This window comes from Nonomuraea sp. NPDC052129 (genome assembly GCF_040680095.1).
In the GTDB taxonomy this organism is placed as follows: domain Bacteria; phylum Actinomycetota; class Actinomycetes; order Streptosporangiales; family Streptosporangiaceae; genus Nonomuraea.
In genome coordinates, this window is record NZ_JBFAVX010000019.1 from 76,877 (window position 1) to 101,060 (window position 24,184).

Here is a 24,184-nt window from a genome sequence, read left to right on the forward strand (position 1 = left end):
TGGGAGAGACTTCGTCCCCATCCCACCCCCTCTGTTCCCCATACGTGCGCCGAAGACGAGCCGTACAACCCGATCATGCTCACGCACCGCTTCATGCAGCCGCCGCCGCGCCCGTGCGACCACGCGCCCGGCGAGGGCCTGCATGTGTGGGACGATCCGCTGGTCATCGAGACGCCCGCCCGCGGGGACGCGCTGACCTTCACCGTCAGGGTGTGGTGCTCCTGGTGCGCACAGCCGAAGACGAACGATTCCCAGCAACACCTGTCCGCAGAGATCGACGCTAAACGATGGGCGGCGCACCGCCGCGTCCACAACGTCATACGCGCCACCGCGCGCAAGTTTCCCGCTCATCAACCGCAGGCGGCCGAGCAGGCCATCGACGAGGCGTTGACCGCCGCGTTCCTCGCTCCGATCCACGACTGCGACAACGTGACGATCAAGTGCACGGCGCAGGCGTGGGTGGCGCTGAGTGAGGAGGTCCTGGAGCACCAGCGCGGCATTGGCCGGAAGCTGATGGAGGACGATACTCAGCTCGAACTCACCCGGACCCAGGTGGCACGACTGGGCAAGGAGCGCGACCTCTGGCTCCGGTTCCTGGAGGACGGCGAGGCGAACTGGCGCAGCCGCTTCGCTGTGCGACTGGCCGAGAACCCCGTCAACGCGGCCGACGTCATGGGCATCATGGAGAGCGAGCGGCATGAAGCCGCCCAGCGGTTCCTCGACGTGGTCAACAGCGTGGTCAGTGCTCAGCAGGCGGTCAACGTGTTCGATCTCGTCAAGGACAGTGAGACCGCGCTCAGGGCCGCGTTGCAGCAGCTCGGCGTGCACCTGCCCGAGCAGTCGGCCCAGTTGCCCTGGGAGCAGGGATGAGCGCCTCTCTGCGCGTGGCGGCGCTGGCCTGCGTCCTCCTGACCTCGGCGTGCTCGTTCTTCGACGAACCACAGCCCATCGCCACCGCGCCCAGGCCGGGCGCTGCCTGCGCTGCGCTTGGTCGCCTGTCGCGCGACAAGACCCCGACGGCACGCGAACTGGTCCTGGTGATCGACCGCAGCGCCTCCATGCGGGACGCAGAGACACGCCAGACCGCCGACTGGTATACCGCGATCTTCGGTGGCAGAGGCGTACCGCTTGAGGACGGATCCATCAGCTTTGGCGCGCAGGAGAAGTCGCTGATCCCGTTGCTGCCCACACCAGCCGTCATCAAGATCGGCGCGATCGACGGCGGGGAGAGCATCGCCTGGCAGGGTGCGCCCGTCTACCTGCCCAGGATGACCGGCGGCGAGCGCAACAGGACGGAATTCGCCGGGAACACGAGCGCCTGCCTACGGGAACTTGTCGACGGGGCCGCCCGGAACCCCGGCAAGCCGGGCACCAACGTCATGGCCGCCTTCCGGGTTGGGCAGCTCGGCATCACCCAGGCTCGGCACACTCTGATTGTGGTCACTGATGGCCTGGCCACGACCGGCTGCGCCGACCTGCGCCAGACCGCCATGCGAGACGTCGCACACGCCGCGCGCATCGTCCGGTCCTGTGACGCGCAGAGGGCCGTGCCCGATCTGACGGGCTGGGAGGTCCGTCTGCCCTGGGTGGGAAGCGTGGGACAGGGGCATCCCGAACCGCAGGAACCCCATCTGCAGTGGCTCCGCACCCTGTGGTCGGGCATGTGCGCGCAGGCCACCAACTCCGCGCGGAATTGCACCATCGAGTCGGGTTCCCGCCCTGCCCCTGTGCCCGCAGCAACAGCCCCCACAGGCTCGCAGGCTGCTGCCGCAGCCGAGCCCGAGGACGAACGGATCAAGTTCTTGAGCGTCGAGGAACCGCCTAACCCGGTCCAGGTGGAGACGCTCCCCAGCGACGTGCTGTTCGCGACCGATTCCGACCAGCTCTCGGCGCGTGGGCTGACGGCATTGGCCTCCTTCACCGACAAAGTCATCCCAAAGGCGCCAGAGTGGCTGAAAGTCCTTGGACACACCGACGACCAAGGCGACGCGGCATACAACATGGACCTGTCCAAACGGCGGGCCGGGGCAGTGCGCAGGGTACTGAAGGAGGCCGGGCTGGGAAACGTGCATGTGGTGGGGATGGGCGAGAAGGCGCCGAAGTGCGCGGGAACAAGCCCGGCCGACCGCCGGTGCAACCGCAGGGTGGAGATCAAGTACAAGGTGCGTGGATAGGATGAGCAGCGGCAACCTCCATTCGGACGACGAGACGCTCAACGGCCGGATCGTCCCCCCTGCCGAGGGCCACGACGCGGCGGGCGGCACGCGGCACCCTGTCCATCTCTGCCACCACGGCTGCGATTGCTGGCAGCGCAACTTCGACATGTACCTCCAGACGACACCCGCCCGGGAGCCAGAGCAGCTGGACAACCTGGAGTCGCACGCCCTGCTCAGCGCCAAGAAGCGGGCCTCGCAACTCGTGCGGCAGCAGGCTGAGCAGATGGATGCATTGCGGGGAGGGCTGATCAGCAAGTACCACGAGGCGCAATCCTCCCTGGCGGAGCTGCGGGCCATCGTGTGCGGCGGCGCGCTCGGCAACGCGACACAGGACTTGTGGCGGTTGCGGGAGGCGCGGATCGCCACGCTGACTCCCAGGCGCCCGCTCTGGTTGCGGATTATCGTGTGGCCCACGATCGTGGCCGTCGGCGGTTTCGACACCTGGTACTTCAGGAACGTCTTCCAGAAATTCATCGGGAACTCCGACATCAACGGCTTGGAGGAGATTCTTACTCTCCTGCCTGGGATCACGCTGACGGTTGGGCTACTTATCTCCGGCACGACGCTCGGCGAACCAGTGCACCGCGCCATCCGCTTGCATACCGGACGTCAGAAGACCCGGCACGGATTCGGCCGCTTCCTGGCCGGGCTCGGCTATTGGGCGTTCCTCCTGCTGCTGCCCTCCATGCTCCTGCTCGTCGCCGCGAGCTGGGCGGTACAACGCACCAGGGAGGCGAACGCAACCTCCGCGCAGTCAGGTGACGTAACGCAGCTCGCCCTGCCGCAGGATTTCGTGACGATCTTGATCGTCACGCTCACACTCTGCGCGTTCGCCTTGAAGATCGCCGCGCACGATGCATACGCGAGCCAGGAATTCGACGCCCGGTGGCGCCTACGCAAGGCCCGGAGAGCGAGCAAGCGCCGCGTGCGCGAGGCTGGCGCCGACGTCAGGCGGCACAGCGTGGCCTGGAGCAACCTGAGTGCGCTACGCGACGATCTGATCAGTCGCATCTCCGAGCGGTACAGCGAGGCATATCAGTTCATGATGTACGCTCGCGGCTTCCACGAAAAGGCTGGCAGCCTTCCTCCCGCATTCTCCAACACAGAGCGGGGCAGCTCGCTCCGGGACCGTGTCCAGCCTGAACTGGCCGGAGTCATCGGCCCCGAGCCGGAGTTCGGCGCTCTACACCAAGTCGAGGAAGCCATCCAGCGGTTCCGGCCGGACTCGCTGGAGGAGGAACTTCGGATACTACGCGAAGAATGGATCGCTCAGCTCTCCACCGGCATGTCGGTCTCTCCGACCGCCCAGCCCGCGCCCGGCGGAGAGACGGTCCCATGACCGACTCGAACCGATCCGCCGCTCATGCTCAGCGCATCCTGGGCGAGATCAGGGACGAGGCGGCCCGTGCGGACACCAAGGCCTCGATCCTGCTCGCCACCACCGCTGTCGCGGTCGGCGCGGTGCTCGGCGGCCTATTCGCGGGACGCTGGCGGCCGCACGACCTCGGTTCTGGCGAGGGGCTGTGGTGGTGTGGATCGGCCCTGGCCTGCACTGCCATCGTGCTGTTCCTGGCCGCGGTCTATCCCAGGCGCGGCAGCGGCAGCCGCCCCAACACGCTGGTGAGCTTCTTTGGCGACGCGCTGAGGCAGGAATCGTCCTACAGCCTCATCACCGCGCTGGAACGGTCGTCGAGGGCCGAGTTGGATACGCTGGCCAACCAGATCTTCGCGATGAGCAGACTGGTCCGGACGAAGTATCTCCTGATCCAGGTAGGTGTCTGGACGCTCGCCAGCGCGGCCGCCGCCTGGCTGGTGTCACCGTTCCTCGTCTGAATCGACCAAGGCTCCCGGGCCTTGGTGTGAAGACGGATGCCACCTCTGCTCGCGATTACCATTTGACGCCGTTCTCGCGCTGGGGCAGGATCTCTCCACCGAGATCATCCAGAGGATCCGAGGGGCCTGGCCCGATGACGGTCCGGCAACCTGCCCAAGGGCAAGGTGCCAATGCCAGGAACGATGAGGAGAGTTCAATGCTCGATGTTCCCGTGCTCCATGGATCGTCCGTCCGGCTGGAGCCCCTGGCGATGGGGCATGCGGCGGATCTGGCGCGGGCGGCGGAGGAGGATCGTTCCTCCTACGGTTTCACCGTGGTGCCCCGGGCCGACGAGATCGAGGAGTACCTGGCGGCCCAGTTCGCTCGGAGGAACGAGGGGCTGACTCCGTTCGCGCAGATTCGGGTGCGGGACGGGGTGGCGGTGGGGTGCACCGCGTTCTGGGACCCCCGCACCTGGCCGGGCCGGCAGGACCTGCGCGCCATTGAGATCGGCTGGACATGGCTCGCGGGATCGGCGCAGGGCACCGGGATCAATCTGGAGGCGAAGCTCCTCCTGTTCACCTATGCGTTCGAGACGCTGCGCGTGGCCCGCGTCGACCTCAAGACGGACGCCCGAAACGAGAGATCGCGTCGGGCCATCGAGGGCCTTGGCGCGCACTTCGAGGGCGTGTTGCGCAGCTGGTCTCCCTCGTGGGCACCCGGTGAAGCGGAGATGTTGCGAGATTCGGCTATGTTCTCTGTGGTCGTCGCTGAATGGCCGGCAGTGAAGTCGGCACTACGTGCTCGCCTCACCACCGTGAGCGCCGGGTAGCTCCGGGCTTGCGCCTTGAGCGTACTGCGGTCCGCGTCGGCCGTCAGGCATGCCCTGCGGTGCAGCTCCTGAGCAAAGCCGGCGCATGACTCTCGCTCGGCTATGCGGACGCTCCTGCACAACTACGCCGCCTCATACTGGTAGGGCATCTCCACGGTAACCGGCTTCAAGGCGCCGTGACGGTCGTCTGGTCGATCTGGACCACCAAATATAAGCCTTACAGGCCCAACTTCCCGATCGCGAACGGCCTGACCGGGCCATCCCGACTCCGCCCCGCGTCGAAGAGGTCGAAGAGAGGGAAAACCCGCCAACCGACAGCTGAAGGGAACCCGCATGCGTACCGCCATCAGATTCGTGATCATGATCGCCGTAGCGCTGGTCACCGTTGCAGCCGTACAGGCCGCAGCCTCCGCCGCCACAGCCATCGAGTACGGGCTCATGCTCTAGGTAGATCGAGACCCGTCTGGTGCGTGCGGCCCTGTTCGGCCGCACGCACCTCTCCCAGCCGTTGAGCAGACCGAGCGGAGCTGCTTCCAACCGTTATGAATCGGAACACGACTTCCAGCTCCAGTCCGGAACCGGTAACGTAGCGATCTTCGGCTGGCGCAAGCCCCCGGAGTCCCCCGAGGCGGACGCCCATGACCAACTCCGTACGGCTTCGCCTGGATGCCGCGCTGGACAACCTGGCCACCACCCTTCGCGGAATGACCGCCGACCCCGACGAGATCAACTGCACGTGCCACTGGGGCAGCGCCCAAGAACTCGCCCGTCTGAAGACGCCGGACGTGGCGCTGGACCCCGACCTGCTACGGCGTAGCTATGAGGCGAGCGACTGGGACGACCACGCGGCGGTGCTGCGCCGCATCCTGCCCTCGCTCGCCGCAGCTCTGGTCGACGGCCTGGTGGTGCCGGTTCTTTACGACCTGGAGGGAGTGGGTTACTCGCTGGCCCGCGGTGGCTGGCAGCAATGGCCCGCGCAACAGGCTGCGGCGGTTCGCGCCTTCCTGGACGCGTGGTGGGCTCACAGTCTCACCGCACCCGATGCCGCCGTCCCCGCCTACGAGGTCCTCACCGTGTGCGCCGCGGCCACTGCCACACTCGGCCCCTGGCTCGCCTACTGGGAGACATTGAGCGACCCCGTCGCCGATCAGCGGCTGGCCGAAGCCGTGGCCCACTGGGAGCGCGACCTGCTCGGAGACCAACTCCCCTGGCACAACTGGACCGACAACGAGGAAGAGCTGCGCACTGCACTGACCAGCTGGCTTGTTCGCCATGCCCCCTCACGCCTGCGTGCCCATGGCGCGCCCGAACACCTGCTTCACCGGCTGCGACTGCTCGGTCTCACCGGAGACGCCCGCTGGGACGACCCGCACTGGCCCGGCCACACCTACTGAGCCTCCACGCAGCTGCCACCACGCGCCTCGGGCGGAATCTTGAACGAGCGTAGGTGGGCGTAGGCGGCGTCCAACGCGATCCGCAGTGGCCCTACGTCCTTCTGCGTCTTGGCGAGCAGCAATCCGCCCTGAATGCCGGCGAACACCACGATGGCGAGCTCTTTCGGTTTCGCGTCCGGGGCGAGCCGGCCCTGGGCCCGCATACGCTCCAGGCCCTCGCTCAGGTATTGCTCCCATCTGATGAAGCAGGAGGCCAGGTCGACTCGTGCGGCTTCGTCGCGGCCGGCGAGCTCATTGGCCATGGTGCCGATGGGGCAGCCGGGCAGGCCGAACGCTTCGTTCGTGTCGGCGAACATGTCGAGCCAGCGGCGGATCCCCGCCCAGCTGTCCAGCTCGGTCAGCAGGGACATCTGCTCGTCCAGCACGGCTTCGAACCGAGCGGCGATCACCGCGCGGACCAGGTCATCCTTGTCGTCGAAGAAGTGGTAGAGCTGGCTCTTGCTCGCCCCGGCCCGGGCGAGGATCCGGTCGACGCCCGTGCCGCTGACGCCGTGGTCGCTCATCAGAGCGGAGGCCGCTTCGACGATTCGGGCGCGGCTGCGCCGCCCGCGGTCGGTGGTCGGTTGGTGAGCCATGGTCTGAAGCTTAGTTCGTACTGGACGGATCAGTCCACTGAAGTTACATTGGACCAATCCGTCCAGTTTCCAGGCGACCCAGGCGCCCCCTTCTGAGCCGACGCCCGCCGCAAGAGCGGCACGAAAGCCAAGGAGCACCAACATGACCACATCCGCTTCTCGTCCCGCCGCGCTGATCACCGGCGGCACTACCGGAATAGGCCTGGCCACGGCCCTGGTCTTACACGCCGAAGGGTTCGCCGTACTCGTCACCGGACAGAACCCCGACACCCTCGCCGCAGCCAGGCGCACGTTGCCCGACGAGGTCACGGTCCTCCGCGCCGACGCCCGTGTCCCCGCCGATGCTCAGGCTGTCGCCGCCAAGGCCAAGGAGCGGTTCGGGGGCCTGGACGTGGTGTTCCTCAATGCCGGAGTCGGCCGGTTCGCGCCGTTGGAGGCCGTGGACGAGGCTTTCTACGACGAGCACTTCGACATCAACGTCAAGGGCCAGCTGTTCACGCTCCAGCGCGTCCTGCCCATGCTGGCCGAAGGCAGCTCCGTGATCTTCAACAGCGCTCTGGGCGCGGAGCTGGGCCAGGCCGACTGGTCGGTCTACAGCGCCACCAAGGGCGCGGTGATGTCCCTGGTTCGTACGCTGGCCGTCGAGCTCGCCCCGCGCGGGATCCGCGTCAACTCCGTGAGTCCGGGACCTGTCGACACGCCCGCCTTGGACAAACTCGGCCTGCCGTCGCACGTGCGCGACGGCTTCCGGACCGGCCTCTCCTCCCGGATCCCGCTGGGCCGGATGGGATCCGACGAGGAGGTGGCCCGCACGGTCGCCTTCCTGGCCTCCCCCGCGGCCGCCTTCATCACGGGAGTGAACCTCGCCGTGGACGGCGGACTGGCCGCAAGCGCCTGACCCTCAGCAACAAGGAGACTGACATGAAAAAGGCGACATCCCATCCCATCGCACTCATCACCGGAGGCACCACCGGAATCGGTCTGGCCACGGCGCGACTCCTGCACGCCGAAGGGTTCTCCGTACTCGTCACCGGACAGAATCCCGCCACCCTCGCCGCAGCCAGGCGTACGCTGCCCGACGACATCACGGTCTTTCGCGCCGACGCAGGCGTCCTGGCCGATGCCGATGCCCTCGCCACCGAGGTACGCGAGCGATTCGGGCGACTGGACCTGGTGTTCCTCAACGCGGCGGTGGCGCGGTTCGCCCCGCTGGAGGCCGTCGACGAGGCTTTCTACGACGAGCATTTCAGGATCAACGTCAAGGGGCAGCTGTTCACGCTCCAGCGCGTTCTGCCCATGCTCGCCGAGGGCAGCTCCGTGATCTTCAGCAGCTCACGGCTCGCGACCCGCGCATTTCCCAACTGGTCGGTGTACGCCGCCACCAAGGGGGCACTGCTCTCGATGGCACGAGCGCTGGCCATCGAACTCGCACCCCGCGGCATCCGGGTCAACACCGTGAGCCCCGGCCCCATCGACACCCCCGCCCTGAACAAACAGGGCCTCCCCGCCAGCGCGCTCGCCGGCTTCCGGGCGGACATGGCGTCCCGTGTACCTCTGGGCCGCATCGGATCCGACGACGAGATCGCCCGTACGGTCGCGTTCCTCGCCTCCTCGGGCGCCGGCTACATCACGGGAGCGGAGATCGTCGTCGACGGCGGCATGTTCGCCAGACTCGCCGCCGGACAGACCGCCAACGACCACTGAGCCCAGCAGCAGAAACCGCCCCTCAACCACCCAGATCTCGCATCCTCTACCGAAAAGCATTTCGCAAGCTGTGTTGGCCTACGTAGTGCTGTCACCCCTACGACCTGCTGTCCTCGCCGCGCTCCATGTAACGTTCACAAGATCTTGCCGAAAACCTTTTCGCGCGTCATCGTATTCACACGCCTGCCCTCGCTCCCAGGACTCGGAAGGACGCGCATCGATGAAACGATTAGCCGCCGCCCTTACCTCGCTGACCACCGCCCTGGTCTTTGTGATCACGATGGTCGGCGCCCCACCAGCCAACGCCGCGACGACATTCACCTCGACAGCCGTCAACCAGAACGGCGCCAACTGCCTGACCCTCCCCAACAGCTCCACCACCAACGGCGTCCAGCTCACGCAGGCGTCCTGTAACGGTGGCGGCAACCAGAACTTCACCTTCACCCCGGTGAGCGGCACCACCGACCAGTACACCGTCGGCACGTCGACCAGCGGCAGATGCGTGGACGTCTACGGCGCGTCCACCGCCGACAACGCCACGGTCATCCAGTGGAACTGCTCAGGCGCCAACAACCAGAAGTTCCGCCTGGTCCCGGTGACGGTCAGCGGCACCGACAAGACCTTCAGGCTCCAGGCCGTGCACTCCAGCAAGTGCGTCGTCCCCGCGGGCGGCTCGTCGGCCGCCAACACCGGGCTCGTACAGTTGCCCTGCGACGCGGTGTCCTCACGGACCTGGCGGCTGCCGAACTACACCAGCGGTGGCGGCAACCCCACCACACCCCCGGAAAAGACCATCCGGGTGTACTGGCTGAAGCCATCCGACGTGGCCTTCGACCAGCGGTGGCCGGACGGTATCGCCAATGTCCTGCGGGAGGCGCAGCGCTACTACAAGCAGGAGCTGGGCAAGACCTTCACCCTCAACAACCCCGTGGTGGAGGTCGTCAACGGCGACCACGTGAAGAACTGGTACGAGACCACCCCCAACGGGAGCGACCCGTACTGGTGGACCGTCTTCAACATGCAGCAAGAACTCCTCAGGAAGCTGAACTTGAGGGCACCCGACCCGCGCTGGATCAACGTGGGTGAGATCAGCGCGGAAGGCAACGGAGCGGGTGGCGGCGGCGGAGGTGGCTGGGTGATCCTGAACCAGCACGACGCCGATGGCGCCGCGGGCGTCAACGGCCCGATGAACCGCTGGTACGGCGGGATGGTCCACGAACTCGGCCATGCCTTCGGCCTGCCCGACTCGTCCTCCACCGACGGGACACCGATGTCCGCGTCGTTCTACGACTACCCGAACACGCATTTCAACCAGAGCCAGAAGAACCAGATCTTGTCCGGTCCGTACGGCAGCTTCCTGAGCTGACCTCGGCCAGACGTACGACCGGCCCGTCCCCGCTCGATCGGGAACGGGCCGGACCCACGATCACGGGCAGACCTCCCGGTACGGCACACCGGGCAGATACCGCTGCCAGTCGGCCCGCGTCAGCCCCCGCCCGGCGCGGGCGCAGATCGTGGCGGCCGTCGCCTCGGGCCCTACGGACATGTCGCGCAGCACGCCTTTGTCGTCGAGGGTGTGCAGTACCGCCCCATCGGATCCGAAGGCGGCTGACACGGAGTCCCCCTCCGCCGCCATCGATGGCCCGAGCTTGCGCGGAGTGGCGACGTCCCACAACTGGACCTCCCCCGCGCCGATGGACGCCGCCACATCCCCCTTCGGGGAGAAGACGATCTGTGTGATCCCGACGCCGTCGTTGGGGTTCGCCCGGAATGTCGGGCCGCGCTTGCCGCCCGTGGCCACGTCCCAGAACACGAGCCTGCCCGACTCGTCGCCAGTGGCGAGAACCGCTCCGTCAGGGCTGAAGGCCATCGTCCGCAACGCGCCGTTGAGACCTCCCGGGCCGAATCCGGGACCCACCGGCTGCCCGGTGGACAGATCGATCAGGCGGTTCGCCGAGTTGGTCACCGGGACCATCATCGGGCTACCCGGCCGGAACACGACCCCCGACAGGTTCCCGGTTTCGACGGACCGCATCCACGTGTGGTGCGGTACGTCCCAGATGAACACCCGGCTGTGCCCCATACCTTCGAGGTCGTCGTTGGTGTCGCCGGCGCCGACCGCGACGAGTGTCCCGTTCCCGTTCACCGCCACGGTGGACGCCGTCCAGGGGTCCGGCAGCCGGGCCGCGGACACGTGCGACGGCTGCGAGGTGTCCCGCGTCTCCAGCCGCTGTCCCAGGCCGCCGATGGACGCCAGCAGTCGCCCGTCGGCGCTGAAGGCGAGGGCCATCTGGCTGTCTCCGATGGTGACCTTCAGCGGGGCGCCCAGCGGGCGGCGACGCGCCACGTCCCAGAGCACCAACTCCCGCGACTCGGCCTTCTGCTGCGTGGCCAGGAACCGGCCGTCCGGGCTGAACACGGCGGCCTCCGGAGGGTGGCCGGGCAACCGCACTGGATGGAGCAGATCGGAGATGTCGAGGCTCACCACGCTCTCGTCGGCCAGGTAGCGCAGGGTCGTACCGTCGAAGGCCACATTCTGCGGGGCGACCGGGTAGTCGAGCAGGGTGTTCCCGTCGGAGACGCGGATGAGCTCGAAGCGGTCGTTGCCGTCGGCCACGAGGTAGCGGCCATCGGGGCTGAACCAGATCCGGCCGCCGCCCGTGGACATCCGTTGGGGAAGCGTACGCCGGGTGCGCAGGTCCACGAACGAGATGTCCGAGCCGGTGCCGCACGCGACCGTATGACCGTCGGGGCTGATGGCCGCCACCTGCCCGTCTTTGACGCAGGTCTCGCCGTCATGCCACCTCGCCACCGGCTTCCCGCCCGGCAGGCTGAGCAGTTGGAAACGCCCTTCGAGGTCGGCGTTCACGACCAGGTCGTTGGCCGGAGTGACGGCCGGCCGCAGCATGCCGGCCCTGGTGGAGACGGTCGCGCCGGTCCGTATGTCCCACAGGTCGCCGCCTTGGGACCCCACGACGTTCACGTACCGGTCTCCGGTCAGGAACTGGACGCCGCCGAAGAATCCCGGCACATCGATCTTGCGCCTGGCTCCCGTCCGCCTGCCGGTGCTCGTGTCCCAGATGGTGACGGCATGACCCGCGGCCACGGCCAGCAGCCGGCCGCTGGGGCTGAGGTCGGCTCCGAGGAACCTGTCCGCGCCCATCTTCAGGTCGTTCCAGCCGCCGATCCTCTTGCCCGTACGCACGTCGTAGAGCCGCACGCCCTGCGGGGACACGCTGACGAACGTACGCCCGTCCGCGGTCATCTGCCGGACGGTCTCGGCGCCGGTGTCGGGGTCGGTGAACACCGCGCGCTCCCGCTGTGCCCACGCGTTCTGCAACGTCGCCCGCGTCGCGGAGATGGGAGCCAGCCGCCAGGCGGCGACGCTGAGCAGCATCGCCCGGACCGGGTCGGTGGCCCGCATGGTGTCAGCCTGCGCCGCCACCTTGCCCGCGACCGCCTCGTCCCGTTGTGCCGCGACGATCCTGCTCTGCTCCGAGACCAGGCGGCTCTGCCGCAGGGCGAGGCCGCCGCCCGCCAGAGCGAGGACGAGCAGGACGGCCAAGGCGCCCGTGAGGAGGCGGCGGCGCCGGACCCGGTGGCGGGTGGCGGCGTTGCAGGCGTCGAGGAAGTCGCGTTCGAGCTTGCTCAGGGTGAGGTGGCGGCGGCCGGTGGCGGCCCAGCGCAGTGCCGTCTCCAGGCGGCTGCCCTGGAAGACGTCGCCGTCACGACGTCCATGGGCGTTCCAGTGACGGGCGCCGGTATGGATCATGTCGTGCGTGGGCAGTCCGTCGCGCTCGTCGCCGACCCAGGTTCGCAGCCGCGGCCAGGCCCGTACCAGCGCCGGCCGGGCCAGGGTGATGTCATCGCCCCGCGTGGTCACCAGGTACGCGAAGACCTCCAGGATCCGCTCCAGCGCGGCCCGCTCCTGCGACGTCCTGGCCTCCGACAACTCCTCCCGCGACGCCACCCGTACGGTCACCTCGCCCGTTTCGGTGACGTTCACCAGGCGCAGGAACAGATCGGGGACCAGATCACGCTCGGCGGGGTCGAGGCATTCGTAGGCGTCGTCGGCCAGGGTGCCGAGAGTGGGATCGGCTGGGGCCCCACGGTCTAGCAGCCCCGCCTCGACGCTGCCGACGGTGAGCAGGTCGGCCTGACTGCCCTGACCGCCGCCGACCAGGCCGCCGCTGACCAGGCCAAGCAGCAGCTCGCGCGCGGCCGGCCTGGCGAGCGGGTCCTTGGCCAGGGCCGCCGAGACCAGCGGCCGCACCGACCGCGGCAGCACCGTCAGATCCGGCTCGGCCGACAGGACGCGGTGCATGACCGCGCCCAGACTCTCCGCCCGGAAAGGATCGTCACCGGTCGCCGCGTAGACCATGATGGCGCCCCAGGCGAACACGTCGGCGGGAGTGTCGGCGCGCTGGCCGGTGAACACCTCCGGAGCCATGTACGTCGGGGTGCCGGTGACCTGGCCGGTGGCGGTCAGCGACATCTCCGGGGTCCGCGCCACACCGAAGTCGATGACGCGCGGCCCGTCGGGCCCCAGCAGCACGTTGTCGGGTTTGAGATCTCGGTGGATGACCCCGGCGTCGTGGATGGCGGTCAGCGCCGTGGCCACCGCGGTCGCCAGGCGGTGCAGCTCATCGCCGCTGAAACGGCGCCCGCCGTCGACCGCCTGGCGCAGGCTGGGCCCCTCGACGTACTCGCTGACCAGGTACGGCTTGGGCGCGTCCAGATCAACCGCCAGCACCCGGGCGGTACAGAACGAGGCCACCCGCTGGGCGGCGGCGGCCTCCTTGCCGAACCGGGCCCGCAGACCCCGGTCACCGGCGGCGTTCCCGTGCAACACCTTGATCGCCACCCGGGCGCCCTCGGCGTCGTACGCCTCGTAGACCACCCCCTGCCCGCCGGCTCCGAGCCGCCCGGCCAGCCAGAAATCCCCCAGTTGAAGAGGGTCGCCAGGAAGCAGGGCCGACGCCATCTCACCACTCCGCATCGCTGATCGACTACGTCGTTTAGATGCCGTCCCCCTTCCTGGAGTTGCCATCCTCGCGAGGTTCACCGCCCAGTCGGGCTCTTGACCGCAGTCACACCCGCATGTGGGCCGACCTACAGGAACGCGAACCATGTAATTGATCTATGCCGGATGGTCAATCCTTACCCTTCTCCGTCATGTCGATCAGCGTTCGCCCTATTGCGGTCCGTAATCATCGCAGTAGTCCGGCAAGGCCGCCGGATCACCTGTGCGCACCGGAGAGGGAAACGGATGAGCGAAGAGCAGGCAGTAAAGGCAGAGCAGGCCATCGGGCCGATCAGGCTGATCGCGCCACTGGAGGTCTCCGCACCGGCACCCACACCGGACAGGATGTGGGAGCTTCCCGGTGGCACCGCTTGGGTGTACTACGGAGAAGGCCACCAGAGCCTGGTCAATCCGGTCATCCTCGCCGACGGCTTCAACACAGGTCCGTCCAACCTGCACGAGTCCTGGCATTTCCTGGAGCGGGGTGACTACCCCCTCATCAGCGAGCTGCGCCGCCGTGGCCGCGACCTCGTCATCCTCGGCTTCGCCGAGCGCAGCGCGTCGATCCTGGACAACGCGCAGACCGCGATCGCCGCCATCACCCAGACGCTCGCCGAACGGTACGGGAACACGCCGCTCACCGTCGGCGGATTCAGCATGGGCGGCCTGGTCACCCGCTACGCCCTGGCCAAGATGGAGCATGACGGCCTCGACCATCAGACGGCTCTCTACGTCTCCTACGACAGTCCGCATCGGGGCGCGTGGATCCCGATCTCCCTGCAGGCGTTCGCGCACTTCCTCAGGCCGGCCAACCCCGTCTTCTCCCGCCAGATCAACAGCCCGGCCGCGCGCCAGCTGCTGTTCCGTCACATCTCCGAGGTCGGCAGCGAACCCCAGCAGGACACGCTGCGTACCGAATTCCTCGACCAGCTCCGCGCGGTCGGCTCATGGCCCAGCGTCCCGAGAAAGATAGGGGTCGCCAACGGTATGGGAAACGGCACCGGCAACGGGGTTCCGGCCGGCGTCGAAGCGCTCAAGTGCACCGGCCTGGTGTTCAACGGCACCGTGCTCTACACCCAGTCCACCGGGGATGACCAGCAGGTGGCCGTGCTCAGAAGCATCCTCGGCGCCAACAAGGACATCCGTACCAGCGGGCTGCCCGAGCTGGACGGCGCACCGGGCGGGACGCTGGAGTCTTTCGGCATTCTGGCCGACGCCCTGAACAAGCACGGTCAGGCCGAGGTGTACTACCGCTCCATCTGTTTTGTCCCCGCGGTCAGCGCCGTGGCGATCCGAGACCTCGACAACCAGGACGATGTGTACGCCAACATCGGCAGCCTGCGCCCGTCGCAAAGCGAGCTGGACGAGTTCCTGTGCGCGTCCGACAACGAGGCGCACACCCAGATCACCGAAGAACTCTGCACCTGGATCCTCGGTCGGCTCCCGGAGCCGGCGTCACCGTGAGCGATGCAGCCCACATAGGCCCTTTCTCCTGGCTGAGCATGTACGTGGTCAGGTGAATCAACCCTTCGCCGGCGCTGGCACCGCGGCGATCGTCTCCTCGTCCTGCGCGGCATGCGCAGGACGGTCGCCGCGTACAAGCCAGTAAAGGGTGATCATTGTAGTTATAGCGCTGTCGCAGCATTCACGAAGTTGTTCGGCGTGCAGCACCCCCTTGCCCTGGCGCCGATGGGCGGGTCGGCCGGTGGTGCGCTGACGGCGGCCGTCTCTCGGGGTGGCGGGCTCGGACTGCTGGGCAGCGGCAACGGCGATCCGGACTGGCTGGCCCGCGAGGTGCCGATCGTTGCCCGAGGGCTCCGGCGGAAGGCCATGGGGCATCGGTTTCCTGACCTGGCAGATCGATGTTGGGGCGGTCGAGCGTGCCCTGGAGTACGCCCCCCGGGCGGTGATGCTGTCCTTCGGAGACCCGAGCCCGTTCGCCGGGCGGGCACGGCGCTGATCATTCAGGTCACCGATCTGGAGGAGGCCAGGCGGGCGGTGGACCTGGGCGCCGATGTCATCGTGGCGCAGGGGGTCGAAAGCGGTGGGCATGGCGCTCGGCACGGGCGCTCCACGTTGCCGTTCGTGCCGGTTGTGGTGGACCTGGCGGCACCGGTGCCGGTGCTGGCGGCCGCAAGCAGGCGTACCAGGATGGCGTGACACGAGGCGAGATCCCCGCACTGCCGATGTGGGCCGGGGAGGCCATCGATCTCATCAACGACCTGCCCTCCGCAGCCGACCTTGTCGGAGCCCTCGCCGCGCAGGCTGAGGACGCACTGGCCCGAGCGGGAAGCCGCTGACCGAAACGGTGCCGGACCACGGCGTGTGCCGTGGCCCGGCAACTCTGCTTACCTACTGGACCGTGGCGGGTGCCGTGGTCCGGCGGCTCTGGTTACCTACCGGTGCTGTTTGTCCGTTGGCCACGTCTTCTGCGGCAGCTGCCGCTGCTTGAGCTATGAGGTCACGACTTCACCCAGCCGGGAAGGCCGGGAACGGGGCCGGGGAGCGGCTTGTACCCGGAAACCTTGGTTGAGGTGGGCGGGATGGCGGGGCATCTGGCGCCCGCGGCCGGCGGTTCGAGGGAGACCAGGTAGCGGTCGATGCCGTTGACGGCGCACTCTCCATGGTCGTAGATGCGGTGGCCCCAGCCTTCGTAGGTGAACAGCCTTCCCGCGCGGCCAAGCTGCTGAGCCGTGCTGACCGCCCAGTTGTAGCCGGTGGCGGGGTCATGCAGGGCGTTGGCCACCAGGATCGTGGGGCTGGACACGCGCAGGCGGTGTTGCGGATTGAGGATCGGGGCCCGCTGTCCCAGGCACGCGGCCATCGTGGCCAGCGCTTCAGGACCGGCCTGCATGTCGGGAGCGAAGCGGCGGGAACTCGCCAGGTGCGCCGCGTACTCGCGATAGTCGGGACCGAAGAACCCGCCCGTCGCCTCATAGATGAGCAGCAGTTTGGTGAGGGGGGTGTCCGGCTGGCCCGGGTAGTGCAGTTCGCCGCGATCGGCGCGCGCCAGCAGGTCGGCCCAGAAGGTGCGGATGTTCTTGCCGTGCAGGGCGCACGACGCGGTCTTGTCACACCACTTCACGAACTCGTGGAAGGAATCGTCGAACAGCGGGCCGGTGCGGGCTCGGCAGTCCTGCTTGTAGCAGCGTTCCGCAATCGACCGCTGGATCTTCCGTACACGGCTGCCACGAGATCGAGGTCGTGCCGGCCTCAGCCGACGCCATGGGCGCGACTGAGGCAGTGAGCGCGAGTAAGGAAATCAGGAGTGCGATGTGTCTCCGCACAGTGCTCCGATCATTGGGGATTTGATCGAGCTTCGCAGCCAAGGCTTCCGTTTCTCTTCTCCCGCGCCTCCGGACCGTCATGGAGCACCTCGGAGTCGAGGTCGGCGTCCCCTAGATTCGACGACAACGCCATGGATACGGCCGTACAGACAAGGAAACCGAATGACCACCACCGCGCTCATCGTCGGCGACCTGCAGGCGGGAATCGTGGACAATTACCCCTTCGCTGCCGACGTGCTTCCCGTCATGGAAAGGGTTCTCCCCGCGGCCAGAGCCGCCGGAATCCCCGTGATCTTCATACGTTTCGGGCTCCGGGCCTCAGGACTTGATCTGGCAGCGGGAAACCCGCTGATCAGCGCCCTGCACGGGGCGGGGACGCTGTTCCACGAAGAATCCCCCGAGACTCTCGTGCACCCGCGCATCGAGCCGTTGCCGGGCGAGGCCGTTGTCCTCAAGCGCCGCGCCAGCGCGTTCGCGGCGACCGACCTCGACCTGCTCCTGCGCGCCCAGGGCATCGACTCGATCGTGCTGACCGGTGTCGCGACCGGGGCGATGGTCGCCGCTACGCTCTACGACGCCGCCGACCGCGACTACCGCCTGACCGTGCTCAGCGACGCCTGCGCCGACGGGGAACCGGACGTGCATGACTTCCTGATCAACCGCGTCTTCCCGGCCAGGGGCGTCGAGGTCCTCACGAGCCATGAGTGGACCGCCCGCCTGTGACCAGCCGTCAGCAGGGAGGGGCCGGTCCGCTCCGCTCGGCGTCTTTAGCGGCGGTTCGTTCCAGATCGGCCTATGCTGCCGATCATGCTGATGATCGTTCGCGGGTTGGTCGCCGTGGGTGTCGCGGTGAGCCTGGCCGCGTGTTCGGCCGAGCCTCCAGCGGCTGAACCTGCGAAGAATCCCTCCGCGACCCATTCGCCGGCTCCGGCGGGAGCTCCGCTGAAGACGCCCGCGACACACGGAAAATGTCGGGTGGGCTGCGACACGGTGAAGGCCCGCGATTACAACGGTGACGGCTATGCCGACCTCGCCATCGGTGCCCCGGGGTGGTGGTCGGACGAAGAAGATCCCACGGTTTCCGGATATGTAGTCGTCTCATACGGCGGAGCCGACGGACTCGGCACGCATGGCCGGAACTCTTTCCAGCCCGGGCGAGGGGGTCTGCCGGGCGTCTCGGCCAAGGGCGACAGTTTCGGCGCGGTGCTTGCCGGCGGCGATTTCGATCGCGACGGGTACGCCGACCTCGCCGTTGGCGCGAACAACGAACGCGCCGACTTGCCCGCCGCTGTGACGATCATCTTCGGCGGCGAGCGAGGACTGTCCGGCCGGTCGACGGTTCGGCTCACGCACGAAGACCCGGCGTTCGGGCAGCTGCTGACGGCGGGCGACTTCAATGGGGACGGCTACCAGGATTTGGGAGTGGCGACGGTTGAGGCGGTTTGGGTGGTTTATGGAGGCAGTCGAATACGGCAGCGTCCATCGCGGCCTCGGTTGCTCAGGAAGTCCAGTGCCATCAATGCGCTGGCCTCGGGCGACGTCACCGGCGACGGGGTCGACGATCTCGTGGTCGCCTTCTCTGACGACGATCCGGCCGATGAGGGTACGGGGGCCGTCTACCGAGGTTCCTCCGGCGGGCTGACGGACGTGGCCGGTCCCACCTTCGACGCATGGGGGGTGGGATCCCTGTCCGTCGGCGATGTCAATGGAGACGGCTTCGGCGATGTGATCGCGGGCAACAGCTATGCCGACGCGGACGACCCTGGCGGCCAGATCTTCATCTACCGCGGCTCGGCCACAGGACCGGAGGACAAGGGCGTGCCGGTTTCCCAGAGCTCTCCCGGCGTACCGAAGGATCCCGAGGACAGCGATGGGTTCGGCGGGAATCTCGCGGTCGGCGACATCAACCGCGACGGGTACGCGGATGTGGCGGTCGGCGCATCACGCGCGGTCTTCCTGCTGTACGGGGGAAAGGACCGTCTGCCGGACGCCGGAGCCCAGCTGCTCAAGCCGGGTGACATGGGCATTACGCAGGACGGTCAGCCGTTCGGCGCCGCGCTGCGATTGTCCGACTTCAACCGCGACGGGCAGGCCGACCTCGCGCTCGGTGTCCCGACCGAGCCGGCGGTGGTCGTGCTGGCAGGCTCACCCGAAGGCGTGAGTACGGCGAAGCCGATGTCGATCAGCCCTGAGCAAGCCACCACGCCTGGGAAGGACCCTGGGTTCGGTCGCTCGTTGAACTGAATGGCCATCGCTTTCGCCCGACAAGCCACATGGACCCCCGTGCCAGGAGGTAATGCCCGAGGACGGGTGGTCAGTCGATGAGGCTGGTGAGAACCTGTCGTGCGATCCGTGCGAACAGGGCATCGGGATCTTGGAAGGGGACACTGGTGGTGCCGTCGGCGATAGCCGCCGTCACCCATCTGTGCGTACCCTCAGCGGCGGCCCTGGCGAGGTAGGCGGCCTGGGCGGCCTGCCTTCCTGTCGGCGCGCGCCGGGCCTGCAGTTCGGTTCGTGCGAACAGGGTCGCCAGCGCGTTCATGACAGCGATGGCTTCCAGCTTGGCCCGGTCGGTCACCGGCGCGGGAGCAAGGGCCTGGAAGGCCCGGTCCAGGTAGCCGAGCCCGTTCGGGCCCAGCCGCAGCGGCTCGGGCGGGATGTCGTTCAGCCAAGGGTGGCGCAGGTGCAGGGCCTTGATCTGGGCAGCGAGCGCGACCATGTCGTCGGCTGGATCGCCACTGAGCGGCGCGCTGAGGTCGACCTCGGCGGTGACGGCGTCGGCCATCAGATCAAGCAGGTCGTCGCGGCTCGAGACGTAGCGGTACAGGGACGCGGAGCCGGTCCCCAGCTGTTTGGCGACCGCCCGGACCGACAGAGCGGCCAGCCCACCCGCATCGGCCAGTTCGACCGCGACCGTGGTGATCTGAGCGCGGCTGCGCTCGGGCGCGGGACCGCGCGCGCCGCGTTCGGGACGCTCCCACACCACTGTCGTTTCGTCGGCCATACCTGCCCTCTCTCGCGATCCTTCGCCTATGCTAATACTGCGATCACTGATTGCAGTTTTTGGAGGAGTGATGAGTGCAGCACCGGCCGACCTGTGGACCCCCGTCCGCTGGGCCGAGAACGGGACGATCCGGCTGGCCTACGACCGGCTGACCGACGGCCGCGAAGGAGACCCGCTCCTGCTGGTCACGGGGCTCGGCGTCGCTCGCCGCCGGTGGCCCGACGGCCTGTGCCGGGCGCTGGCGGCGCACGGCTTCACCGTGGCCCGCTACGACCAGCGCGACGCGGGAGAGTCCACCCACCTGGAGTCGGCAGCCACGGGCAGCCCCATCACCGCACTGCTCCGCAAGCGCGGCGAGGCGTACACCGCCGAGGAGATGACCGACGACGCCGCCGCCGTCCTGGACGCTCTCGGGTGGGAGTCCGCGCATCTGTTCGGACAGTCGCTCGGCGGCGCCGTCGCACAGCGCATCGCGATACGGCATCCGGGCCGCGTCAGGACTTTGACAACGGTCTCCGCGGTCCCCGGGGATACCGCGGGCCTGGGGACCCTGCGCTACATCCGGCCCGGGACGCTCGCCAGGTTCGCCCGCCTGAAGTTCCCCGAGACGCCGGAGGGCGACATCGAGGCGGGCGTCGCGGTGGCCCGCATCCTCGCCTCGCCCGCCTATCCCTTGGACGAACAGGCCACCCGCAAGCTGATCGAACAGCTCGCCGACGCCGGCGTCCATGACCGGGAATCCCAGAGCCGCCAGATCGGCGCGCAATGGCACGGCCCACCGATCTGCTCCATCGTGGCCCCGACGCTCGTCCTGCACGGCACCGCCGACCCACTCATCAAGCCGAACGCCGGACGTCGCATCGCGGCCCGCATCCCCGGCGCGCGGTTTGTCGCCTTGCCGGGAGTCGGCCACGAACTCCCCGAACCCGTCAGGGACGAGGTCGCCACAGAGGTTCGCCGCCTGGCCTCAGGCAGCCATCGCGAACCCGCGAACTGACCCATTCTTCCGCCAGCTCGGTTCAGCGGAGATGCCGCACATATTCGGCCTTGAGCCTCAGGCTCTGTTTGCAGTACGTGATTATCGCGGAGGTGAGCCTGACTGACGTCGCAGTACATTAAAGTATCGCTCTTCCGTTTTTCTTCCGCCCACCTTCCGCCGCAGGTGAGCGCTGGAATAGCCACCTAAAGAGCCGCTTTCCGCCGCCGATCCAACGGAGCGGATTGCTATCGTTCGGCGGTTCCGGGATTAGCCACCGACCTCGAATGTCGGGCGAATCTGCTATACCTCTCAGGGCCGTTCGAAATGCGCACGGCATTAACGATCGCGGAGTGCCTGACGCAGGTCGGCAATCACCGCATCGTCGAGACGCAAAACGTTCCTGAAAGAGGTCCGCATGGCCATGTACGAACGCCAGGCACCCGCCGACTTCGAAGCCCGGCGCGCCGGCAAGACCCCCGAGAGGCCGGCGAACTTAACCCGAGCGGTGTACGCGGCCATCGCCGCCGCGGCGCTCAACGTGATCAGCGCCATCGGACTCCTCATCTCCGGCGCAGAGGCGATCAAAGAACAGATCGCCGCGAATTCGGACGGGGGCTCTGCCCCCGTGAGCCTCGACGAGGTCGACATCCACAGCGACCGGTTCGAGTCGCTCCAGACGATCTACTCCGGGCTCGCCTACAGCACGATCTTCTGGTCGCTCGTGCTCGTCCTGCTCGCCTGGCTGGCGCTGCGCGGCGGCGGCGCCGTCCGGATCTTCGCCACCATCATCCTCATCGTCTCTGTCCTGTTCAAGCTGGTGGACCTGTTCATCACCCTGCCCACCCTCACGCTGGTCGCCGACGTGCTCGTCGTCGTGCTGGGTCTGGCCGCGACCGTCTTGTTCTTCGGCGCCGGTGGCAAGGCCGCCCGCCAGGGAAGGTGACGAGGTCCCACCCCCCGCATGAGAAAACCGCCGGACCGCGGCGTGTGCCGTGGTCCGGCGGCTCCGCGTTTACCTACCAGTGCTGTTTGTCCGTTGGCCACGTCTTCTGTGGCGACTGCTGCTGCTTGCGCATGCTCTCCTCAGGCGTGCCCACAGCGCAGCGGGTGCCGGGCGGAGGCACGGTCAGAGCGATCAGGTACTGGTCGATGATGTCCGTCTGGCACTTGTCCTTGCCATAGATGCGGTGCCCCCAGCCCTCATAGGTGAGCAGCACCGCCTTCGGACCGAGTTGCCGCGCCGCGTTGGCGGACCACATGTACGGCGTCGCGGGATCATGCAGCGAGTTCCCCAGCAGGATCGGCGCGTCGCCCGTGTACTTCAGCCGGTGCGGCGGGTTGGTCGGCGTGGAGTTGAGGCAGATGGGCAGGTCGTCGATCGGGTACGGGTGGTACCGCACGTCGGGCGCCAACCGCTTGGAAACGCCCATGTAGAAGGCGTACTCGGCGTAGTTCCGCACCCGGAGGTTGTAGTCCTGGCAGAGGATCCGGGTGGGCAGCTCGGCGGTGTCGCCCTCCACGGGCCCCCGGCCCGGCAGCGGCGGCACCCACGACGGCTCTGGGCCGCCGCTCAGCCAGTTGATGACCTCGCTCAGCAGGCGCCAGTCGGGCCCCTCGGTGCCGAGCGCCGCGTTGTAGATGACCTGCAGCTCGGTCATCGGGCGGTCCGGGGCGCTCGGGTAGTACAGCTCGCCGCGCCGGGCCTTGGCCCGCAGGTCACTCCACATCTTTCGGACGTCACGCCCGTGCAGGATGCAGCTGGTGTCGGCCTCGCACCAGCCCACGAACTGGTCGAAGGCGTCCTCGATGGCGATCGCCTCGGTGCTGAGGAAGCCCGCGACGCCGAGACTGTGGTCCATGTTGCTGTCGAGCGCGAGGGCCCGGATCCGGTTCGGGTACATCTCGGCGTACATCTGACCGATCAGCGTCCCGTACGAGATGCCGTAGTAGGTCAGCTTCTCCTCACCGAGGGCGGCGCGCAGGGCGTCCATGTCGCGCGCGACGTTGCGCGAGTCGACGTGGTCGTACAGGGGGCCGGTGCGTGCCCGGCAGTCCTGGTGCAGTTTCTTGGTGAAGGCGTCCCAGGCGTTGTAGTCGGCCTGGCTCGACATGACGGTGTGCGGCATCTGGTTGTACACCGAGGCCGAGCAGATCACCGGGTGACTGCGGCCCACGCCCCGGGGGTCGAAGCCGACGATGTCGAAGCGCTTCTGCAGCTCCTCGGTGTAGGAGTCGGGAGCGCCGTACACGGCCTCGACACCCGACCCACCCGGGCCGCCCGGGTTGATCACCAGGGAGCTGGCCCGAGCCGTCGGGTCGGTGGCCTTGCGCCGGGCGATGGCCAGGTCGATGGTCTCGCCGTTCGGCTTGGACCAGTCGATGGGGACGGTCAGCTTGCCGCACTCGGCGCTGGGTTCCTCCTCACAGGGCGCCCAGGTGATGCTGCTCTGCCCTGTGGCCGGGGTGATGGTGGCTTCCGGCTCGGTCGCCGCGGACGCCACAGGAACAGGTAAGGCCACCGCCAGTGCTAGAAATGCGGTAGCGAGCAGATTTGTCCTTCTTCGCACGTTGCTCCAATCTTGGTCGGCCTACACGCCCCCCGTTTTACGAGCGTGCGGCCAACCTTGATCATGGCTTGTGCGGAACTTTTATGGGACTTGCACTCGTAAATTTGCACAAAGTCGGCGCACCCCGAACAGACAGTGTCGTTCAGGGCGCCCAGGCGCCGGGCCCTTGGCGCGGCCAGTCGGGGGCGAGGCCCTCGGCGAACAGCGGGCGGAGGGCGCCGAGAACCGCACCGACGCAGACATCGCGCAGCTCGGTGCGGGTACAGGTCGCGTGGGTGAGCCAGTCGACGCAGAGCACCTGGACGAAAACCAGCCAGCTCTTCAGAACGCCGGACACAGCCTCGCGGGCGCTCTTGGCCCGGGAGACACCGGCCTCTTCGGCGACCTCCTCCATCAGCACATCGGCGTACGGATGTGCGGCGAAGAGCCGTGCGCCGCCAGGGTTCTGCGCATACCCACACAGCTGATGGGCTGGACCAGCGTCGCGATCGGCCTGTTCCACGTGGCGCTCGGCAACGCGGCGATCCCCGGCGCCGGTTCCGCCGGCACGACGGTCGACAGTTGGGGCCCGTTCATGGGGGCCGGCTTCGTCGGCTACGGGCTGGCCTGGCTATGGGCTGCGCGGCAGCGTCCGATCCCGGCTCGGGCGGTGCGGTGGCCGGCCGGCGCAGAGGAGCGGCCCCGCGTAGCGACGTGGCGTCCGTGCCCGCCGGGTGATGAACGCGCTTGA

At 68.0% G+C, this 24,184-nt stretch carries 23 protein-coding genes and 1 riboswitch; of the genes, 17 read left to right on the forward strand and 6 right to left on the reverse strand.

Annotated features, from left to right (window positions below; all coding sequences use genetic code 11):
• Window positions 1–75 precede the first annotated feature (75 nt).
• The 6 genes from AB0L53_RS34385 to AB0L53_RS34410 all read left to right on the forward strand — a co-directional run bounded on the left by AB0L53_RS34385 (window position 76) and on the right by AB0L53_RS34410 (window position 6,255).
• Complete coding sequence (locus AB0L53_RS34385; protein ID WP_364002945.1) at window positions 76–870, forward strand: hypothetical protein; 795 nt, start codon at window positions 76–78, stop codon at window positions 868–870.
• Between the two features lie 14 nt (window positions 871–884).
• Window positions 885–2,174 (forward strand): OmpA family protein, encoded by a 1,290-nt coding sequence (locus AB0L53_RS34390; RefSeq protein ID WP_364002948.1) that lies wholly within the window; start codon window positions 885–887, stop codon window positions 2,172–2,174.
• Between the two features lies 1 nt (window position 2,175).
• Window positions 2,176–3,555, forward strand: a complete 1,380-nt coding sequence (locus AB0L53_RS34395; protein WP_364002951.1) for a hypothetical protein — start codon at window positions 2,176–2,178, stop codon at window positions 3,553–3,555.
• Window positions 3,552–4,049 carry a Pycsar system effector family protein gene (locus AB0L53_RS34400; RefSeq protein WP_364002954.1) on the forward strand — a complete coding sequence of 166 codons (498 nt, stop codon included), beginning with the start codon at window positions 3,552–3,554 and terminating at the stop codon, window positions 4,047–4,049. Before AB0L53_RS34395 ends, AB0L53_RS34400 begins: the two co-directional genes overlap by 4 nt.
• 101 nt (window positions 4,050–4,150) lie before the next feature.
• Window positions 4,151–4,239, forward strand: a riboswitch (SAM riboswitch).
• A gap of 7 nt (window positions 4,240–4,246) precedes the next feature.
• Entirely contained in the window at window positions 4,247–4,861 is a 615-nt protein-coding gene (locus AB0L53_RS34405; protein ID WP_364002957.1) for a GNAT family protein, read from the forward strand.
• A 638-nt stretch (window positions 4,862–5,499) separates the two neighbouring features.
• Window positions 5,500–6,255, forward strand: a complete 756-nt coding sequence (locus AB0L53_RS34410; protein ID WP_364002960.1) for a hypothetical protein — start codon at window positions 5,500–5,502, stop codon at window positions 6,253–6,255.
• Here AB0L53_RS34410 and AB0L53_RS34415 read toward each other — a convergent pair.
• Complete coding sequence (locus AB0L53_RS34415) at window positions 6,249–6,890, reverse strand: TetR/AcrR family transcriptional regulator (protein WP_364002963.1); 642 nt, start codon at window positions 6,888–6,890, stop codon at window positions 6,249–6,251. The two genes, AB0L53_RS34410 and AB0L53_RS34415, sit on opposite strands and share 7 nt — an antisense overlap.
• Before the next feature lie 142 nt (window positions 6,891–7,032).
• Here AB0L53_RS34415 and AB0L53_RS34420 point away from each other — a divergent pair, with 142 nt between their 5' ends.
• The 3 genes from AB0L53_RS34420 to AB0L53_RS34430 all read left to right on the forward strand — a co-directional run bounded on the left by AB0L53_RS34420 (window position 7,033) and on the right by AB0L53_RS34430 (window position 9,960).
• Window positions 7,033–7,788, forward strand: a complete 756-nt coding sequence (locus AB0L53_RS34420; RefSeq protein ID WP_364002966.1) for an SDR family oxidoreductase — start codon at window positions 7,033–7,035, stop codon at window positions 7,786–7,788.
• Between the two features lie 23 nt (window positions 7,789–7,811).
• Window positions 7,812–8,594 (forward strand): SDR family oxidoreductase, encoded by a 783-nt coding sequence (locus tag AB0L53_RS34425; RefSeq protein WP_364002969.1) that lies wholly within the window; start codon window positions 7,812–7,814, stop codon window positions 8,592–8,594.
• Window positions 8,595–8,814: 220 nt separating this feature from the next.
• Window positions 8,815–9,960 (forward strand): RICIN domain-containing protein, encoded by a 1,146-nt coding sequence (locus tag AB0L53_RS34430; protein WP_364002972.1) that lies wholly within the window; start codon window positions 8,815–8,817, stop codon window positions 9,958–9,960.
• Window positions 9,961–10,020: 60 nt separating this feature from the next.
• On the opposite strand, the gene AB0L53_RS34435 is transcribed toward AB0L53_RS34430, so the two are convergent.
• Entirely contained in the window at window positions 10,021–13,578 is a 3,558-nt protein-coding gene (locus AB0L53_RS34435; protein WP_364002975.1) for a serine/threonine-protein kinase, read from the reverse strand.
• A gap of 285 nt (window positions 13,579–13,863) precedes the next feature.
• Between AB0L53_RS34435 and AB0L53_RS34440 the strand changes: the two genes are divergently transcribed.
• From AB0L53_RS34440 to AB0L53_RS34450, 3 genes are all read left to right on the forward strand, one after another.
• Complete coding sequence (locus AB0L53_RS34440; RefSeq protein ID WP_364002978.1) at window positions 13,864–15,081, forward strand: hypothetical protein; 1,218 nt, start codon at window positions 13,864–13,866, stop codon at window positions 15,079–15,081.
• Between the two features lie 111 nt (window positions 15,082–15,192).
• Window positions 15,193–15,777 carry a nitronate monooxygenase gene (locus AB0L53_RS34445; protein WP_364002981.1) on the forward strand — a complete coding sequence of 195 codons (585 nt, stop codon included), beginning with the start codon at window positions 15,193–15,195 and terminating at the stop codon, window positions 15,775–15,777.
• Window positions 15,774–15,917 carry a hypothetical protein gene (locus AB0L53_RS34450; RefSeq protein ID WP_364002984.1) on the forward strand — a complete coding sequence of 48 codons (144 nt, stop codon included), beginning with the start codon at window positions 15,774–15,776 and terminating at the stop codon, window positions 15,915–15,917. Before AB0L53_RS34445 ends, AB0L53_RS34450 begins: the two co-directional genes overlap by 4 nt.
• Window positions 15,918–16,078: 161 nt before the next feature.
• On the opposite strand, the gene AB0L53_RS34455 is transcribed toward AB0L53_RS34450, so the two are convergent.
• Window positions 16,079–16,702 (reverse strand): alpha/beta hydrolase, encoded by a 624-nt coding sequence (locus AB0L53_RS34455; protein WP_364002987.1) that lies wholly within the window; start codon window positions 16,700–16,702, stop codon window positions 16,079–16,081.
• 364 nt (window positions 16,703–17,066) lie between these two features.
• On the opposite strand from AB0L53_RS34455, the gene AB0L53_RS34460 reads away from it, so the two are divergent.
• The gene (locus AB0L53_RS34460) at window positions 17,067–17,627 is read left to right on the forward strand and encodes a cysteine hydrolase (RefSeq protein WP_364002990.1); all 561 of its coding nucleotides are present in this window, start codon (window positions 17,067–17,069) and stop codon (window positions 17,625–17,627) included.
• 84 nt (window positions 17,628–17,711) lie between these two features.
• On the forward strand, window positions 17,712–19,148 hold the full coding sequence (locus AB0L53_RS34465; RefSeq protein ID WP_364002993.1) for an FG-GAP-like repeat-containing protein: 1,437 nt from the start codon (window positions 17,712–17,714) through the stop codon (window positions 19,146–19,148).
• Between the two features lie 70 nt (window positions 19,149–19,218).
• Here the strand turns inward: AB0L53_RS34465 and AB0L53_RS34470 are convergent, their stop codons facing one another.
• Window positions 19,219–19,908: a helix-turn-helix domain-containing protein gene (locus AB0L53_RS34470; protein ID WP_364002996.1), complete on the reverse strand. Its 690-nt coding sequence runs from the start codon at window positions 19,906–19,908 to the stop codon at window positions 19,219–19,221.
• A gap of 70 nt (window positions 19,909–19,978) precedes the next feature.
• Here AB0L53_RS34470 and AB0L53_RS34475 point away from each other — a divergent pair, with 70 nt between their 5' ends.
• Together AB0L53_RS34475 and AB0L53_RS34480 are read left to right on the forward strand one after the other, a co-directional pair.
• Window positions 19,979–20,905 carry an alpha/beta hydrolase gene (locus AB0L53_RS34475; RefSeq protein ID WP_364002999.1) on the forward strand — a complete coding sequence of 309 codons (927 nt, stop codon included), beginning with the start codon at window positions 19,979–19,981 and terminating at the stop codon, window positions 20,903–20,905.
• Window positions 20,906–21,302: 397 nt separating this feature from the next.
• Window positions 21,303–21,830: a hypothetical protein gene (locus AB0L53_RS34480; RefSeq protein WP_364003002.1), complete on the forward strand. Its 528-nt coding sequence runs from the start codon at window positions 21,303–21,305 to the stop codon at window positions 21,828–21,830.
• A 73-nt stretch (window positions 21,831–21,903) separates the two neighbouring features.
• On the opposite strand, the gene AB0L53_RS34485 is transcribed toward AB0L53_RS34480, so the two are convergent.
• Window positions 21,904–23,388 carry an alpha/beta fold hydrolase gene (locus AB0L53_RS34485; protein WP_364003005.1) on the reverse strand — a complete coding sequence of 495 codons (1,485 nt, stop codon included), beginning with the start codon at window positions 23,386–23,388 and terminating at the stop codon, window positions 21,904–21,906.
• 208 nt (window positions 23,389–23,596) lie between these two features.
• Window positions 23,597–23,848 carry a hypothetical protein gene (locus AB0L53_RS34490; RefSeq protein WP_364003008.1) on the reverse strand — a complete coding sequence of 84 codons (252 nt, stop codon included), beginning with the start codon at window positions 23,846–23,848 and terminating at the stop codon, window positions 23,597–23,599.
• Window positions 23,849–23,866: 18 nt separating this feature from the next.
• Between AB0L53_RS34490 and AB0L53_RS34495 the strand changes: the two genes are divergently transcribed.
• Complete coding sequence (locus AB0L53_RS34495; protein WP_364003011.1) at window positions 23,867–24,184, forward strand: DUF4345 domain-containing protein; 318 nt, start codon at window positions 23,867–23,869, stop codon at window positions 24,182–24,184.